Source organism: Polaromonas sp. Polasp52, from assembly GCF_059491565.1.
In genome coordinates, this window is the sequence record NZ_CP168513.1 from 587,587 (window position 1) to 602,770 (window position 15,184).

At 66.2% G+C, this 15,184-nt stretch carries 15 protein-coding genes; 8 read left to right on the top strand and 7 right to left on the bottom strand.

What is annotated here, in order from left to right:
• Positions 1–18 precede the first annotated feature (18 nt).
• From ACEN9P_RS02860 to ACEN9P_RS02870, 3 genes are all read right to left on the bottom strand, one after another.
• Positions 19–3,252: an efflux RND transporter permease subunit gene (locus ACEN9P_RS02860; RefSeq protein WP_495621033.1), complete on the bottom strand. Its 3,234-nt coding sequence runs from the start codon at positions 3,250–3,252 to the stop codon at positions 19–21.
• A 32-nt stretch (positions 3,253–3,284) separates the two neighbouring features.
• Positions 3,285–4,514: an efflux RND transporter periplasmic adaptor subunit gene (locus ACEN9P_RS02865; protein WP_074577332.1), complete on the bottom strand. Its 1,230-nt coding sequence runs from the start codon at positions 4,512–4,514 to the stop codon at positions 3,285–3,287.
• 256 nt (positions 4,515–4,770) lie between these two features.
• Positions 4,771–5,643, bottom strand: a complete 873-nt coding sequence (locus ACEN9P_RS02870; protein WP_477663533.1) for an alpha/beta hydrolase — start codon at positions 5,641–5,643, stop codon at positions 4,771–4,773.
• Positions 5,644–6,117: 474 nt separating this feature from the next.
• Between ACEN9P_RS02870 and ACEN9P_RS02875 the strand changes: the two genes are divergently transcribed.
• The gene (locus ACEN9P_RS02875) at positions 6,118–7,089 is read left to right on the top strand and encodes a LysR family transcriptional regulator (protein WP_477663534.1); all 972 of its coding nucleotides are present in this window, start codon (positions 6,118–6,120) and stop codon (positions 7,087–7,089) included.
• Between the two features lie 135 nt (positions 7,090–7,224).
• Positions 7,225–7,431, top strand: coding sequence for a hypothetical protein (locus ACEN9P_RS02880; protein WP_495621034.1), 207 nt, complete (start codon positions 7,225–7,227; stop codon positions 7,429–7,431).
• 1 nt (position 7,432) lies between these two features.
• On the opposite strand, the gene ACEN9P_RS02885 is transcribed toward ACEN9P_RS02880, so the two are convergent.
• Entirely contained in the window at positions 7,433–8,368 is a 936-nt protein-coding gene (locus ACEN9P_RS02885) for a DUF808 domain-containing protein (RefSeq protein ID WP_477663536.1), read from the bottom strand.
• 173 nt (positions 8,369–8,541) lie between these two features.
• Entirely contained in the window at positions 8,542–8,877 is a 336-nt protein-coding gene (locus tag ACEN9P_RS02890) for an ElaB/YgaM/YqjD family protein (RefSeq protein ID WP_074577752.1), read from the bottom strand.
• A 283-nt stretch (positions 8,878–9,160) separates the two neighbouring features.
• Between ACEN9P_RS02890 and ACEN9P_RS02895 the strand changes: the two genes are divergently transcribed.
• Complete coding sequence (locus ACEN9P_RS02895; protein ID WP_477663537.1) at positions 9,161–9,337, top strand: hypothetical protein; 177 nt, start codon at positions 9,161–9,163, stop codon at positions 9,335–9,337.
• Between the two features lie 822 nt (positions 9,338–10,159).
• On the opposite strand, the gene ACEN9P_RS02900 is transcribed toward ACEN9P_RS02895, so the two are convergent.
• The gene (locus tag ACEN9P_RS02900) at positions 10,160–10,681 is read right to left on the bottom strand and encodes a GNAT family N-acetyltransferase (protein WP_495621035.1); all 522 of its coding nucleotides are present in this window, start codon (positions 10,679–10,681) and stop codon (positions 10,160–10,162) included.
• A 171-nt stretch (positions 10,682–10,852) separates the two neighbouring features.
• Between ACEN9P_RS02900 and ACEN9P_RS02905 the strand changes: the two genes are divergently transcribed.
• Entirely contained in the window at positions 10,853–11,161 is a 309-nt protein-coding gene (locus tag ACEN9P_RS02905; RefSeq protein WP_495621036.1) for a 2Fe-2S iron-sulfur cluster-binding protein, read from the top strand.
• Here ACEN9P_RS02905 and ACEN9P_RS02910 read toward each other — a convergent pair.
• A complete protein-coding gene (locus tag ACEN9P_RS02910; protein WP_477701073.1) occupies positions 11,101–11,667 on the bottom strand; it encodes a GNAT family N-acetyltransferase in 567 nt (188 codons plus the stop codon). The two genes, ACEN9P_RS02905 and ACEN9P_RS02910, sit on opposite strands and share 61 nt — an antisense overlap.
• A 163-nt stretch (positions 11,668–11,830) precedes the next feature.
• On the opposite strand from ACEN9P_RS02910, the gene ACEN9P_RS02915 reads away from it, so the two are divergent.
• The 4 genes from ACEN9P_RS02915 (at position 11,831) to ACEN9P_RS02930 (ending at position 15,182) form a co-directional block, all read left to right on the top strand.
• Positions 11,831–12,715 carry a LysR family transcriptional regulator gene (locus tag ACEN9P_RS02915; RefSeq protein ID WP_495621037.1) on the top strand — a complete coding sequence of 295 codons (885 nt, stop codon included), beginning with the start codon at positions 11,831–11,833 and terminating at the stop codon, positions 12,713–12,715.
• Positions 12,716–12,785: 70 nt separating this feature from the next.
• The gene (locus tag ACEN9P_RS02920; protein ID WP_495621038.1) at positions 12,786–13,886 is read left to right on the top strand and encodes a M14 family zinc carboxypeptidase; all 1,101 of its coding nucleotides are present in this window, start codon (positions 12,786–12,788) and stop codon (positions 13,884–13,886) included.
• Entirely contained in the window at positions 13,883–14,644 is a 762-nt protein-coding gene (locus ACEN9P_RS02925; RefSeq protein WP_495621039.1) for an alpha/beta fold hydrolase, read from the top strand. The genes ACEN9P_RS02920 and ACEN9P_RS02925 overlap by 4 nt, the downstream gene beginning before the upstream one ends.
• 124 nt (positions 14,645–14,768) lie before the next feature.
• Positions 14,769–15,182 carry a hypothetical protein gene (locus tag ACEN9P_RS02930; protein ID WP_477661777.1) on the top strand — a complete coding sequence of 138 codons (414 nt, stop codon included), beginning with the start codon at positions 14,769–14,771 and terminating at the stop codon, positions 15,180–15,182.
• Positions 15,183–15,184: the final 2 nt, after the last annotated feature.

Consider the following 15,184-nt stretch of genomic DNA (forward strand, 5'->3'; position numbering starts at 1 on the left):
CTTATTGCTTGTTTCTTGTTATTCGTGAAGCTTGACGGGCGCGGCCGGCTGGGCATGCGCGCCTGCACCGCCGCTGCCCGCGAAGGCCTCGAGATGCGGCACCTCGCCGTGCAGCTTGAGCGGGCGGTTGCCCGTGAGGCGGCGCAAGGTCACGTAGAACACCGGCGTGAGGAAGAGGCCGAAGGCCGTGACGCCAATCATTCCCGAGAACACCGCGACACCCATGGCATGGCGCATTTCGGCGCCGGCGCCGGTCGACAGCACCAGGGGCAGCACGCCCATGATGAAGGCCAGCGAGGTCATCAGGATGGGGCGCAGGCGCAGGCGGCTGGCTTCAATCGCGGCCTGCAGCGGCGTGCGCCCGGCAAACTCCAGTTCGCGTGCGAACTCCACGATCAGGATGGCGTTCTTCGCCGACAGCCCCACCAGCACGATCAAGCCGATCTGCGTGAAGATGTTGTTGTCACCGCCGGTCAGCTTCACGCCCAGCATGGCGGCCAGCAGGCCCATGGGCACGATCAGCACGATGGCGATCGGCAGGGTCAGGCTTTCATACTGCGCGGCCAGCACCAGGAAGACCAGCAGCAGCGCCAGCGGGAACACCCACATGGCCGAGTTGCCGGCGATGATTTCCTGGTAGGTCAGGTCGGTCCACTCGTAGCTGATGCCGGGCGGCAGGGTTTCGGCCGCGATGCGGGCAACCGCATCCTGCGCCTGGCCCGACGAATAGCCGGGGGCGGCGCCGCCGTTGATGTCGGCCGACAGGAAGCCGTTGTAGCGCATGGCGCGTTCCGGGCCGAAGCTGGGCGTGACCTTCATCAGCGCCGACAGCGGCACCATCTCGCCGGTGGCCGAGCGCACCTTGAGCAGGCCGATGTCTTCGGCGCGGGCGCGGTAAGGCGCATCGGCCTGGACCCGCACGGAATAGGTGCGGCCGAACTTGTTGAAGTCGTTGGCGTACAGGCTGCCCAGGTAGATCTGCATGGTGTCGAACACGTCGGTCACCGGCACGCCGAGCTGGCGCGCCTTGGTGCGGTCGATGTCGGCATACAGCTGCGGCACGTTGACCTGGAAGCTCGAGAACAGGCCGGCCAGTTCGGGCGTCTGGTAGGCCTTGGCCATGAAGTCCTTGGTGGCCTTGTCCAGCGCGGCGTAGCCGAGCGAGCCGCGGTCTTCCAGCTGCAGCTTGAAGCCGCCGGTGGTGCCCAGGCCCTGCACGGGCGGCGGCGGGAACATCGCGATAAACGCTTCCTGAATACCGCTGAACTTGCCGTTGAGCTGGCCGGCGATGGCGCCCGCGCTCAAGTCAGCGCTCTTGCGCTCGTCAAAGGGCTTGAGCGAGAGAAACACGATGCCGGAGTTGGAGCTGTTGGTAAAGCCGTTGATCGACAGGCCGGGGAAGGCAATCGCGTGCTCCACGCCGGGCTGCTTCATCGCGATGTCGCTGATGCGGCGGATCACGTCTTCGGTACGGTCCAGCGTGGCGCCGTCGGGCAGCTGCGCGAAGCCGATCAGGTACTGCTTGTCCTGGCCGGGCACAAAGCCGCTGGGCACGGCCTTGAACAGGCCCGTGGTCGCCAGCACCAGCACCAGGTAGACGCCCAGCATGATGGCCTTGCGCGAGATCGCGCCCTTGACGCCGCGGCTGTAGTTCTCGGAACCGCGGCTGAAGGCCTTGTTGAAGGCGCCGAAGAAGCGGCCGAAGACCTTGTCCATGCCGCGGGTCAGCGCGTCCTTGGGCGCGTCGTGGCCCTTGAGCAGCATGGCGGCCAGCGCCGGCGACAGGGTCAGCGAGTTGACGGCCGAAATCACGGTCGAGATGGCGATGGTGAGCGCGAACTGCTTGTAAAACTGGCCCGACAGGCCGGTGATGAAAGCCAACGGCACGAACACGGCGATCAGCACCAGGGCAATCGCGATGATGGGCCCGGACACCTCGCGCATGGCGCGGTAGGTGGCGTCGCGCGGACTCAGCCCCGCCTCGATGTTGCGCTCCACGTTCTCCACCACCACGATGGCGTCGTCCACCACAATGCCGATGGCCAGCACCAGCCCGAACAGGCTGAGCGCGTTGATCGAGAAACCGAAGAGATGCATCACCGCGAAGGTGCCGATGACGGAAATGGGCACGGCCAGCAGCGGAATGACCGAAGCGCGCCAGGTCTGCAGGAAGATGATCACGACCAGCACCACCAGTGCCACGGCCTCAAGCAGCGTGTGCACCACGGCTTCGATGGAGGAACGCACGAACTGCGTGGTGTCGTAGACGATCTCGTAGTCCACGCCTTCGGGCATGTTCTTCTTGAGCTCTTTCATCACGGCCTGCACGTCATCCGAAATCTGGATGGCGTTGGAGCCCGGCGCGGCGAACACCGGCACGGCCACGGCCTGCTTGTTGTCCAGTAGCGAACGCAGCGCGTAATCGGAAGCGCCCAGTTCCAGGCGGGAAATATCGCGCAGGCGCGTCACGGCGCCGTTCCTGTCGGTCTTGACGATGATGTCGCCGAACTCCTCTTCACTTTGCAGGCGGCCCTGGGCGTTGATGGACAGCTGCATGTCCACGCCAGGCAGGCCGGGCGAAGCACCCACCACGCCGGCGGCGGCCTGGATGTTCTGCTCGCGGATGGCGCGCACCACGTCGCCGGCGGAAAGACCCCGCTCGGCCACCTTCTGCGGGTCCAGCCAGACGCGCATCGAGTAGTCGCCCGAACCGAAGAGCTGCACCTGGCCCACGCCGTTGATGCGCGCCAGGCGGTCCTTGACGTTGAGCACCGCGTAGTTGCGCAGGTAGGTCATGTCGTAGCGGTCGTTGGGCGAGAGCAAATGCACCACCATGGTGAGGTCGGGCGAGCTCTTGATGGTGGTGATGCCCAGTCGGCGCACCTCCTCGGGCAGGCGCGGCTCGGCCTGCGAGACGCGGTTCTGCACCAGCTGCTGCGCCTTGTCCGGATCGGTGCCCAGCTTGAAGGTGACGTTGAGCGTCATCAGGCCGTCAGTGGTGGCCTGGCTGCTCATGTAGAGCATGCCGTCCACGCCGTTGATGGATTCCTCCAGCGGCGTGGCCACGGTTTCGGCGATCACCTTGGGGTTGGCGCCCGGGTAGTTGGCGCGCACCACCACCGTGGGCGGCACCACGTCGGGGTACTCGGCGATCGGCAGCGAGCGCAGCGCGATCAGTCCGGCGATGAACATCAGCAGCGACAGCACGCCGGCAAAGATGGGCCGGTCAATAAAAAACTTGGATAGATTCATGGCGATTCTTCTTGTTCAGGTGAAGGGGCGGCTCAGGACTTGGCCGCGACCTTGACGGCTTTTTCGGTGAGTTCGGCCTTGGCGGACATTTCCACCGTTTGCGGCGCGACCAGCGCGCCGGGGCGTATGCGCTGCAGGCCGTTGACGACGATGCGTTCGTTGGCGGCGAGCCCACCCTTGACCACGCGCAGGCCGTTGACGGCGGCGCCCAGCGTGACCTCGCGGTAGACCGCCTTGTTGTCGGCGCCCACCACCAGCACAAACTTCTTGTTCTGGTCGGTGCCGACGGCGCGTTCGTTGATCAGCAATGCCGTGCCCTTGGTGGCCTGGCCCATGCGGATGCGCGCGAACTGGCCGGGCATCAGCTGGCCGTCCTTGTTGTCGAAGACGGCGCGGGCGCGCACGGTGCCGCTCTTGGCATCGACCTGGTTGTCGACCAGTTGCAGCTTGCCTTCGAAGGGCGTGTCGGTGCTGGCGGCGGTGCCCATCTGCACGGGAATGCGCTCGAGGTTGCGGCTGGCCGGGCCACCATTGCCGCCCACGTCCTTCAAGGCCTTGGTGACGACCTGCTCGTCGGCATCAAAACTCGCATAGATCGGGCTCACCGACACCAGCGTGGTCAGCACGGGAGCGCCCGGGCCGGCGGCGACCAGGTTGCCCACGGTCACTTCGAGCTTGCCGACGCGGCCCGAGACCGGCGCGCGCACCTGGGTGTAACCCAGGCTCAGCTGCGCCGTCTGCAGGGCCGCCTGCGCGGCGCGCAGATTGGCCTCGGCCTCGCCCTTGCCGTTGGTGCGTTCGTCGAATTCACGCTTGGAAATCGCCTGTTCGCTCCACAGGCGCTGCGAACGCTCCTGCTCGCCCTTGGCCTGGGTGACCCGGGCCTGGGCGGCGGCGACCTGCGCATCGGCGCGTTCCACGTCGGCGGCATAAGGCGCCGGGTCTATGGTCAGCAGCAGGTCGCCCTTCTTGACCAGCGCGCCTTCGCGAAAGTGCACGGACTGGATGGTCCCTGCCACGCGCGAACGGACGTCCACGCGCTCGACCGCCTCCAGCCGGCCCGAGAACTCGTCCCAGGCGGACACATCGCTCTGCACCACGGTGGCGACCGAGACGGGGGTGGCTTGCGGTGCGGCGGGACCGGACTGGGCGCGGGTGCCGGAGACGCCGAACACGGCGGCGGAAATGCCGGTCACGGCCAGCACGGCGAGGGCCACGGCCAGCAGGCGGCGCTTGGGGGTATGCAGTTGTATGGATGGCATGTCAATTCTCTCGAAGATGGGATGGATGAAGAAAACGGGTAAACGAAAAAATAATTGGGAGATAAGAGGTCGGGCAAACCGGCGACTCTAAAACCTCAACTTAAGTTGAGGTCAAGCGCGCAGCGCCTGACACGCTGCCCGTGCAGGGACATCAAGCCGCGGCCTTGCGCGCGGCGCTGATCGGTATCCGGATGAATCAATGGCATGGTGAACTCCCTCAAAGAAAAAATTGAAGCGATAAAACAGGCGATAAAACTCAGGCCACCGCGCCGTGTGCGGCGGTCCGCGCATCCAGCGCGGTGGCAAAAAATCGGCCAAAGCGCTCACGCAGCAGCGGCCCCCAGGCCTTTTTGGGGTCGGCCGGTTCCAGGTAGCTGCAGGGCCAGCCGGTGGGAACCGGCAACACCGTGTCGAGCGCGACCAGGCCGGCGGCGCGCAGGCGCGCGGCATAGGCCAGCGTCTCGTCGCGCAGCGGGTCGTCCTGCGCCGTGATCAGCAGCGTGGGCGGCAGGCCGGCCAGGCGAAAGGCCGAACCGGGCGCGGCATAGGGATGGCTGGCGTCTTCCAGGCGCGGCAGGTAGTTGTGCCAGCCGTCGGCCCAGGTGCAGCCGACCGGGCCGGCTTCGGCGTCGCGCAACGAAGCCGTGGCCAGGCAAGGGTCCAGCATGGGCGACAGCAATATCTGCCCGGCCAGCGCCGGCTCCTGCAGGTCGCGCGCCATCAGCGCCACGGCCGCGGCGATATTGCCGCCGGCTTCCTCGCCGGCCACAAACACCGGCGCACCGGCGCCGGCCAGCTTGTGGCGGGCCTTGAAAGCCCACTCCAGGGCGGCGTAGCCCATTTCAACAGCACTGGGAAACGGATGCTCGGGCGCCAGCGGATAGTCCAGCGACATCACCACGGCGCCGGCATCGGCCAGCAGCCCGGCCACGCAGGAGCCGCCTTCCAGCGAGCCGCCCACAAAGGCACCCGCGTGGAAATGCAGCACCAGTGGCGACACGCCCGCGCTGCCGCGGCGGCCGTAGAAACGCACGTCCAGCGGCTTTTTCAGCGCAAGCTGGATCTGCTTTTCGACCCACGGGGGGCTGGTTTTGTCGGCGCCTGTCGTGGCGGGCTGCTGGCTTTTCATCGTCGTGACCGCGTAGGGCCTCCGGTTTGTTGCAATGCAGCAGAAGATACGCCCGGGGTGTCACTTAATAAATAGCCTTTCCGTTTATTCTTTATTTCACCAGTGCAACAATCGGGGGTATGCCTGAGCTCCCCACGCTGTGATACCGGGCTGTTTGCCACGCAAGCCCCTGCCTCCTTCATCGCCACGGCTTGGGACGCGAAGTGTGGGCCTTGCCCCCATGGCAGGGTCCACAGACTCCGGGAAAACCCGGACAGGACCAAGGGCTATTTGGCGGCCGTCACGGGAAGCCGCCATGATGGTCACAATCGCCCCTCGCAGTTTCTCCGCGAACTTCCCTTCGCGGATCTCCCCGGCTTTCCCCAGGACCCCCGCGGCCACCCGCCGACAGGGGATGAGGCAGCAGGCCCACCGGCCCGCGGCGCCTCAGGTGCATTGACAGACCCTTACCAGGACCACAGGACAGGACTTTTCATGGACAAGTTTTCCGCAATGCAGGCCTTTGTACGGGTCGTGGAAGCCGGCACCTTCACCAAGGCCGCCGACTCCATGGGCATGCCCAAGCCGACCGTGACCCGGCTGATCCAGACGCTGGAGCAGTCGCTGGACACCAAGCTGCTCAACCGCACCACACGCAAGGTCACGGTCACGGCCGACGGCGCGGCGTATTACGAACGCGCCGGCCGCCTGCTCGGCGAGATGGAAGAACTCGAATCGAGCATGTCGCGCGCCAAGGCCAGCCCGCGCGGCCGGCTCAAGGTGGACATCCCCTCTTCCCTGGGTATGGCGGTGGTGATCCCGGCCCTGCCGGATTTTTATGCGCGCTACCCCGACATCCAGCTGGAGCTGGGCGTGAGCGACCGGCCCATAGACATCCTGGCCGAAAACGTGGACTGCGTGATACGCGGAGGCGAGATCACCGACCAGTCGCTGGTGGCTCGCCGCATCGGCGAGTTCTATTTGATGTCCTGCGCCTCGCCGGCTTACCTCAAGCGCCATGGAACACCGCAACATCCGCAGGAACTCGCGCATGGGCACAGGCTGATCCGCTATGTTTCGCCGCGCGACGGCAAGCTCTACGGCGTGACGCTGCACAAGGACGGCGAAAGTGTGGAGGTCGAGGGCTACCACCAGCTCTCTGTCAACGACTCGAACGCCGGCGTGGCGGCGGCGCTGGCCGGGCTGGGCATCCTGCAGACGGTCACCTTCCTGGTACAGCAGCACATCAGCAGCGGCGCGCTGGAGCCGCTGTTCAACGGCTGGTGCTCCGCGGCCAAGCCGATTCACGTGGTCTACCCGCCGAACCGCCACCTGAGCAACAAGGTGCGCGTCTTTGTCGACTGGATCGCCGACCTGTTCGCCCGGCACGACCTGATCCAGCGCAAAAGCAGCCTGCCGGGCCGCGCCGTTCGCGCGCAGCTCCTTGCCGAAGCACTGGTCGAGTAGCCGCCACCGGCCCGGCATCTCCTACAGCCGGCGTCACTGACAGCCTACAGGGCGAGCGGCATTCGCCGATTAAGGTGAAGGCCTGTCCGATCCGTCCTCCTGGATTCGTCCTGTACTGCCTGCGAAAGACCTCACATGCCAAGATTAAAAGCCCCCGCGCCCGATGCCGAAAGCCGCAGGGCCCTGGAGCAGCGGGCACGGGAAGCCGTGCTGCCTACGCCGCCCCGGCAAAAAGGGCGCTGGCCTTTTCCGGTGAACGACGAACAGCCCGCGGGCGAAGCCGGCGACGGCCAGCGCGAATCGCCGGACGACAAACCGGCCCGCAAATCCGGGGACCAGTAGCCTAGGCGCGCGGCCGCAGGCGTTTGGCCAGGCCGACCAGCAGCAGCACCAGCGCACCCGCCACCAGGCCGACCAGCGCATCCATCAGCAGCGGCGTGAGCGCGGCCAGGAATGCGCCGGCACCGGTTGCCACTTGCTGTGTGAGCGTTTCAATCAGGTGGTGCAGGGGCGCGAAGCCGTGCGTGAGTATGCCGCCGCCCACCAGGAACATCGCGGCCGTGCCGGCCAGCGACAACCCCTTCATGAGCCAGGGCGCGGCCCACAGGATGGCCTCGCCCCCGCTGCGCTGCAGGCGCGGCCAGGCGCCCTCGCCCGTGCGCCGGCTCAGGTAAAGCCCGCCGTCGTCGAGCTTGACGATGCCCGCCACCAGGCCGTAAACACCGACCGTCATGGCCACGGCAATGCCGCAAAGCACCGCGACCTGGGTCACAAAGGGGCTGGCCTGCACCGTGCCCAGCGTGATCGCGATGATCTCGGCCGACAGGATGAAGTCGGTGCGCACTGCGCCCTTGATCTTGTCCTTTTCCAGCGCCACCAGGTCGACGGCGGGATTGGACAGCGCGGCGGCCAGCGCCTCGTGCTCGGCCGCCTGCTCATGTGCGCTGTGTAGAAATTTGTGCGCGAGTTTTTCAAAACCCTCGTAGCAAAGAAAGGCACCACCCACCATCAGCAACGGCGTCACCGCCCAGGGCGCAAAGGCACTGATGGCCAGCGCCGCCGGCACCAGGATGGCCTTGTTGATGAAGGAGCCCTTGGCTACGGCCCAGACCACCGGCAGTTCGCGATCGGCCCTGACGCCGGCAACCTGCTGGGCATTGAGCGCCAGGTCGTCGCCGAGTACGCCGGCGGTTTTTTTGGCGGCGACTTTGGAGAGCAGCGCCACGTCGTCGAGCACGGTGGCAATGTCGTCAATCAATGCAAGCAGGCTGCTGGCCATGGTGTTCTTTTTCGTCAGGGCCGCGGCGTCAGGCCGCAGCAGTGTGGGAAAGGCATCCGGCGCATGGCGTTGTACTTTTGGCGCACCGAGGAAGAGCCGCCACTTTACCTAACTTCCATGGCGGCAAAAGAAAAGCCGCCCGCAGGCGGCTTTTCCGGGCAGGGAGCGCAGACTCAGCGCGCGGTCAATCGTCCCAGGATAAAGCCCAGGGCCAGGGCTGCACCCACGGCTTCCAGCGGCCTTTCCTGCACCCAGGATTTCGAGACTTCCAGCGCGTGCGCCGGTGCTTCGCTGATGCGGCGCGTCTGGTCGGCGAAACGGTCGGCCACATGGCTGGCGGTGCCGGCCAATTTGTCGACGCCCTGGTGCGCCGCCGAGGAAGCGCGGTCCACCGCGCTGCGCGCCGGATCGGCCACCTTGTCGATGCCGCTGTGAAGCGCCGCGCCGGCGGACTCGACGCCGCGCTGGATGGGATTGCCGCCGGCGGGCGATGCTGTGGTTTTGTCCATGGTGCTTCTTTCAAAAAAATTCCACAAAATACGGATGTCGCGTTGCCGGTGCCAAAGGCCATCGAAAGATCATCCGGCAAGTCCGACCACTGTAGGCACAACCCAGACAGCGGGCTGTGCGCGGCCGGACTGGCTGCATGTAGGACAAGAGAGTGTTGCAAGGCCCGGCCGGCTGTCGGACCGGACTGACAGGAGAACGGTCACTTGGCTTGGCAGGCCGCGCCGCACAGACCTCCATCATCAAGGCCTGACCAAAACCTCATCCGGACCCAAGGAGAGTTTCATGTCCAGGAATGCAAAACGCACCCCAAAATCCCGCCTGAGCGACAACGGCCAGCCCCGCTACGGCCCACCCGAAGAAGCCGCGGAAGACGATGAAGGCCTGGAGTTGCCGGTGGAGCCCGATGAGGGGACCCCGCTCATTCCGGATGATGAGCGGGTTGTGAATGTTCCTTCTTGAGGCCGGGTCTTGCTCCGGCCGAGCGCGCTCTCCCCCGTCTCTCCTTCTCCTCTCTTCGTCTTTCTGTTTTCTCTGCTGAGGCTTGCTGGCCGGGGTTGCCCGGCGGCAACTCACTTTTCTTTGCTTCGCCAAAAGGCGCGCTACGCGCGCGGGGTTTGCTCACTTCGCGCAGCGAAGTTACGCAAACACCAAAAGTAAGCAAAAGAAAAGGCGACCCTGGTGTCTGCGTCCCTTCGCTTCGCTACGGGCAACCTGCGGTGCTCGGTCCAGCCGGGGTCTGGCTAAACTCGCTACGCTGCGCTTCGCTCAGACAACGCCAGCCCTGATCCGTCTGGCCCTGCGCTCCTCGGCGCATACACAAGGGGTGGGAGAAAAATACAAATACCAATACCGAATACCTGAAGAAACAAGGACACGCCATGGCGTGTCCTTGTTTGTATTGGTCTTCTTTGTCTTTTGGTATTCGGTTCCCGCTCCCGATTGCCCCGTCCTGGCTGGGCCGAGGAGCGCAGACGTAGGCGGATCAGGGATCGCGCTTGTTTGAGCCGAAGGCGAGTTTGCGCGAGACCCCGCCGTAGTCGAGCACCGCAGGTTGCCCCGCAGCGCAGCGGAGGGGACCCAGACTGCGGGTCGCCTTTTGGTATTCGCGTAACTTCGCTTCGCGAAGTGAGCGAATCCCCATTTCATGACCTTTGCTTACGTTCTTTTGGCGAAGCAAAAGAAAGTAAGTCGCCCGCCGGGGCGAGACCCGGCCAGCTGAACCAAGAAGAGGAAAGAGGAGGATGAGAAGGAAGAGCGCGAAAGCCGGAGCAAGACCCGGCCTCAATCCACTGCACGCTTGAGGCGAATCTCCTCAAGCTTCGCACTCCCAAACGCCACAGTTTTGAGGGAAGGCATCTCCCTCTTGAACCCCGCCGCATGCTCATAAAACGCCAGCGCACGTTCATTGCGCAACAGCACCCACAGCGTGACCTGCGTGCACCCCTCGTCCTTCAGGCCTTCGCGCGCGCCGTCCCAGAGGGCCAGGCCGGCGCCTTTGCGCCAGTGTTCGGGCTGCACATACAAGGCCCAGATTTCGCCTACGGTGGATTTGGTGCCGGCGTCGCGGGAGCGGTCGAAGCCGACAAAACCCACGACCTGTTCGCCTTCGGTGGCCACCAGCAGTTGGGGTTCGCTGAATTCGATGGCTTCGCGCCAGTAGGCCTGGCGTTTTTCGACGGTGATCTTGGCGAGGTAATCCTCGGGCAGGAGGTCCTTGTAGGCGGCTTGCCAGGTGGCGACATGGATTTCGGCGATGGCTTTGGCGTCGCGGGACGTGGCAGGACGGATGGAATAACTGGACATGAAAAATCGCTTGCTGGTGAATCGGTACGGAAAATATTCGGGGGGAGCGGAATTGTCGCGCAAATCGCGGCCTGTGCCGCTCTCCCGGCGGGCCTCTGGGCGCTTCTGGGGTAAATTCAGCGCTACTCCCGCCCTTTTCCGCCCGTTTTCACCCCCCAGGTTTCATCTCCCATGCCCACCAGCGGCCCAAAAGAAGAAGAACAAAGCCGGATCTTCAGCGCACGCATGGCGCCGGACGGCCCTGTGTTTGAGGCGCCGGCCATGCTGCCGCTGCTGGAGGCCGCCGAGCTGGCGGGGCTGGCGCCGGCCAGTTCCTGCCGCAACGGCACCTGCCGCACCTGCATACGCCGGCTGGCCGCCGGCAGCGTGCACTACCGCATCGAATGGCCGGGCCTGAGCGCCGAGGAAAAAAAAGCGGGCTATATCCTGCCCTGCGTGGCGTATCCGCTGTCGGACGTGGTGATCGCGCCGGCCGACTGAAGCGCCTGGGGCGGTGGCAGGCCACCGGGCGAGGCCGCGCCGTCGCCCAGCGCGCGCTGCATCAACACCGTGTCCACCCACTGGCCGAACTTGTAGCCCACGCAGCCCAGCGTGCCGACACGGACAAAACCCTGCGCCTCATGCACCCGCAGCGAGCCGGTGTTGGCGCTGTTGCCGACCACGGCCACCATCTGCCGGAAACCGCGCTGCTCGCACTCGCGGATCAGTTCGCGCAGCAAGGCGCTGCCGACGCCGGCCTGGCGCATGCCGGGTGCGACATAAATCGAATCCTCCACCGTATGCCGGTAGGCCGGCCGCGAACGGTAAGCACTGCCATAGGCATAACCCACGACCTCGCCATCGCGTAGCGCCACCAGGTAGGGATAAGCGCCGCGCAGGATGTCGGCGCGGCGCACACGCATCTGCTCCAGGCCGGGCGGCTCGAGTTCGAAGGTGGCCAGGTTGGTCGCCACATAGTGGGCATAGATGGCCTGGACCGCCGCCATGTCGCTCTCGGCGCAGGGTCGTATGGACAGCGCGCCGGCCCCGGGACTGGCGGAGGGTTCAAGAAGAGTCTGTGAAGAAAGATGCTGCATGCCGCCATGGTTGCGCAAGGTACAGCATAAGTAAATATATGGAAACTTATGATTTTCATTAGAATTTCTTTGCATGCTCAACCTTGACCACCTGCGTACCTACGCGCTCATCATCGAAACCGGCAGCTTTTCGGGCGCGGCCGAAAGGCTGGGCCTGTCGCAGCCGGCCATCAGCCTGCAGGTGCGGCAGCTGGAGCAGCGGCTGGGCGTGCGCCTGGTCGAGCGCGTGGCGCGCCGGGCCGCGCCCACGCCGGCGGGGCTGGACCTGCTGGCGCAGATCCGGCATGTGGATTCGGCGGTGGAAGGTGTGATGACGGCCATGGCCGCGCATTCGGCCGACGTCACCGGCCGCGTGACGCTGGGCACCGGCGCGACGGCCTGCCTCTACCTGCTGCCGCACATCCTGCGCTCCTTGCGGGTGCGCTTTCCCAATCTCAGCGTGCTGGTCAGCACCGGCAATACCGCCGACTTCGTCAAGGCGGTGGAAGGCAACACCATGGACATGGCGCTGGTGACCCTGCCCGTCAAGCGCCGCGCGCTGGTTACCACGCCGATGCTGAACGACGAGTTTGTGGCGGTCATTCCCAGGCGCGAGACGGGCTTGCCCGCCAGGATCACACCGGCCTTCCTCGCCAGACGCGAACTGGTGCTGTTCGAGCCGGCGGCCAATACCCGCGTGATCATCGACCAGTGGTTTCGCGATGCCGGCCATGCGCCCAGGCCCGTGATGGAACTGGGCAGCGTGGAGGCCATCAAGGAGATGGTGGCCGCCGGCCTGGGCTGCAGCATCCTGCCGGCCATGGCGGTGACCGGTCCGGGCCAGCACCCCGAACTGGCCGTGCACCCGCTCTACCCGCGGCTGCAAAGAACGCTGGCGCTGGTCATGCGCGGCGACAAGCCGGTCAACAAGGCCATGCGCCAGGTGATTTCCGCGATCGAGCAGCGAACCGGAAACTGAAGGGCATTCGATACAAAAAACCCGGCCGGCATGTAGCGCACTGTCAAACAACTGTGCCAGCATGTCAGGGATGGAAATCCCGCCGCCGACCGCCGCCGTGCAAAGCCCCCGCAGCCTGCACAGCCCCTACAGCCTGACGCCGGCGCGCGACGCGGCCGCGAGTTTTGCGGAGCTCGAGGAACTCAAGGCCATCCTGCTGGCGGGCAGCGCCCACTTCGACGTGGCGGTGGTGGCCGAGGCGCACACGGCCGGGCCCTCGTTCCCGCTCTACACGGCCTGCATAGGCTCGGCCGACCCGCAGGCGCCGGCCGTCGGTTTTTTCGGCGGCATCCACGGGCTGGAGCGCATAGGCACGCAGCTGATCCTGCACTACCTGCGCGCGCTGCTGTTTCGCCTGGAGTGGGACGAGCTGCTGCACCGCCAGCTCGAAAAAATCCGGCTGGTCTTCATGCCCATCGTGAACCCGGGCGGCATGTGGGCGCACAAGCGCGCCAATCCGCAGGGCGTGGACCTGATGCGCAACGCGCCGCAGCGAGCCGAAAGCCATGTACCCTTTCTCGCCGGCGGACAGACCATCAGCCCCCTGCTGCCCTGGTACTGCGGCCGGCCCGGCGCGCCCATGGAGGCCGACAGCGCGGCCTTGCTGCGGGTGGTGAGCGAGCAGCTGGCCAGCCGCCCCTTCAGCCTGGCGCTGGACTGCCATTCGGGCTACGGTTTTGACGACAGCCTGTGGTTTCCCTATGCCAAGACGCGCCGGCTGATGGCGCACCTGCCCGAGATGTTCGCGCTGCGGACCATGCTGGAGCAGTCGCACCCGCACCACGCCTACAGCTTCGAGCCGCAGAGCAACCAGTACCTGCTGCACGGCGACCTCTGGGACCATGCTTACGACCACTCGCCGCCGCGCCATGTGTTCCTGCCGATGACGCTGGAGCTGGGCTCCTGGCTGTGGATACGCAAGAACCCGCGCCAGCTGTTTTCGCGGCACGGCATCTTCAACCCCATGAAGGCGCACCGCACCAAACGCGTGCTGCGCCGCCATGCGGACTTGCTGGACTTCCTCACGCGCGCCGCCTTTGCCGCGCCGAACTGGCTGCCCTCGGACGAGCGGCGCACGCAGCTCGCGCGGCTGGCCACGGCGCACTGGCGGCCCAGGCGGGTGCTCGCATGAGCTGGGTGCTGCTCAGGGGCCTGACCCGCGAGGCGCGGCATTGGGGCGATTTCGCCGAGCGGCTGGCGCGCGCCTTGCCGGGCTCGGCCAGCGCCGCCACCCGCGTGCTGGCGCTGGACTTGCCGGGCAACGGCGCGTTCTGCCGCGAAGCCTCGCCGGCCACGGTGGGCGCCATGGCCGGCTTCGCGCGCGAACAGCTGCGCCAGCGCGGGATTGCGCCGCCCTACAGCCTGGTGGCGATGTCGCTGGGCGCCATGGTGGCCGCCGACTGGGCACAGCGTTATCCGCAGGAAATCGAGCGGCTGGTGCTGGTCAACACCAGCATGCGGCCGCTGGGCCGCGCGAGCGAACGCCTGCGCCCCGGCAACTGGCTGCCGCTGGCGCTGGTGGCGGTGCGCTGGGGCGACGCGGAGCATGCCGAGCGCGTGATCCACCGCATCACCTGCAACCGCGCGGCCTCGCTGGAGCAGGACATCGCCGCATGGACCCGCATCCGCCAGGATGCACCCGTGAGCATCGCCAACGCCTGGCGCCAGCTCAAGGCTGCGGCCGCCTTCAGCATGGCCGCACCGCCCGCCTGCCCGGCCCTGGTGCTGTCGTCGGCGGCCGACCACCTGGTGCACCCGCGCTGCTCGGCCCGGCTGGCCCAGGCCTGGCAGGCCGCCCACCACGTGCACCCCTGGGCCGGCCACGACCTGCCGCATGACGATGCGGACTGGGTCTGCAGGCGCATTGCCGGCTGGGTCGATGGCGGCTGAATCGCCCCTCTTTATTCGGCTGTCAACGCTTTCCTTGGCGCAAAACCGGGTTTTGCCGGCCCGGGCCGGCGCGGCCAGGCGACTCGGGCAGAATATTGCCTTGTCTATACAAGACATGCCGTCCATGAAGAATCCCTCCCCTCCCGAAACCCAACCCGCCGGCCCGCAGCCAGGCGACGGCGGCCAGGCTGCCGCCGCGCCGACGCGCAACAAGCGCCTGTGGGTGCTGGCGCTGGGCACGGCGGCGCTCTGGAACCTCGACCCGGCCTTTGGCGAAATGGCCGAGATGATTGGCATGATCGCCTGCGCCGGCAACAAGACCCTGGCCAAGGACGCCATCGCCCAGATGCGCAGCAAGGCAGACAGCCTGCGCGCGCAGATCCCTCCCTTGCCGGCCAGCGCCCTGACCAAGGTGGTGCGGCGCGCCGAAGCCGCCTGCGGCGCGGTGCTCGACAAAGGCGTGCGCGTCAAGGAAGTGCAGGCCAGCTGGGACCATTTTGTGGCCTGCGTGCGCGCCTTGCCGGACAAGCACCGCTAGGC

Coding starts and splice junctions, on each gene's coding strand:
- ACEN9P_RS02860 (WP_495621033.1), bottom strand. CDS start 3,252: ATGAATCTATCCAAGTTTTTTATTGACCGGCCCATCTTTGCCGGCGTG.
- ACEN9P_RS02865 (WP_074577332.1), bottom strand. CDS start 4,514: ATGCCATCCATACAACTGCATACCCCCAAGCGCCGCCTGCTGGCCGTG.
- ACEN9P_RS02870 (WP_477663533.1), bottom strand. CDS start 5,643: ATGAAAAGCCAGCAGCCCGCCACGACAGGCGCCGACAAAACCAGCCCC.
- ACEN9P_RS02875 (WP_477663534.1), top strand. CDS start 6,118: ATGGACAAGTTTTCCGCAATGCAGGCCTTTGTACGGGTCGTGGAAGCC.
- ACEN9P_RS02880 (WP_495621034.1), top strand. CDS start 7,225: ATGCCAAGATTAAAAGCCCCCGCGCCCGATGCCGAAAGCCGCAGGGCC.
- ACEN9P_RS02885 (WP_477663536.1), bottom strand. CDS start 8,368: ATGGCCAGCAGCCTGCTTGCATTGATTGACGACATTGCCACCGTGCTC.
- ACEN9P_RS02890 (WP_074577752.1), bottom strand. CDS start 8,877: ATGGACAAAACCACAGCATCGCCCGCCGGCGGCAATCCCATCCAGCGC.
- ACEN9P_RS02895 (WP_477663537.1), top strand. CDS start 9,161: ATGTCCAGGAATGCAAAACGCACCCCAAAATCCCGCCTGAGCGACAAC.
- ACEN9P_RS02900 (WP_495621035.1), bottom strand. CDS start 10,681: ATGTCCAGTTATTCCATCCGTCCTGCCACGTCCCGCGACGCCAAAGCC.
- ACEN9P_RS02905 (WP_495621036.1), top strand. CDS start 10,853: ATGCCCACCAGCGGCCCAAAAGAAGAAGAACAAAGCCGGATCTTCAGC.
- ACEN9P_RS02910 (WP_477701073.1), bottom strand. CDS start 11,667: ATGGCGGCGGTCCAGGCCATCTATGCCCACTATGTGGCGACCAACCTG.
- ACEN9P_RS02915 (WP_495621037.1), top strand. CDS start 11,831: ATGCTCAACCTTGACCACCTGCGTACCTACGCGCTCATCATCGAAACC.
- ACEN9P_RS02920 (WP_495621038.1), top strand. CDS start 12,786: ATGGAAATCCCGCCGCCGACCGCCGCCGTGCAAAGCCCCCGCAGCCTG.
- ACEN9P_RS02925 (WP_495621039.1), top strand. CDS start 13,883: ATGAGCTGGGTGCTGCTCAGGGGCCTGACCCGCGAGGCGCGGCATTGG.
- ACEN9P_RS02930 (WP_477661777.1), top strand. CDS start 14,769: ATGAAGAATCCCTCCCCTCCCGAAACCCAACCCGCCGGCCCGCAGCCA.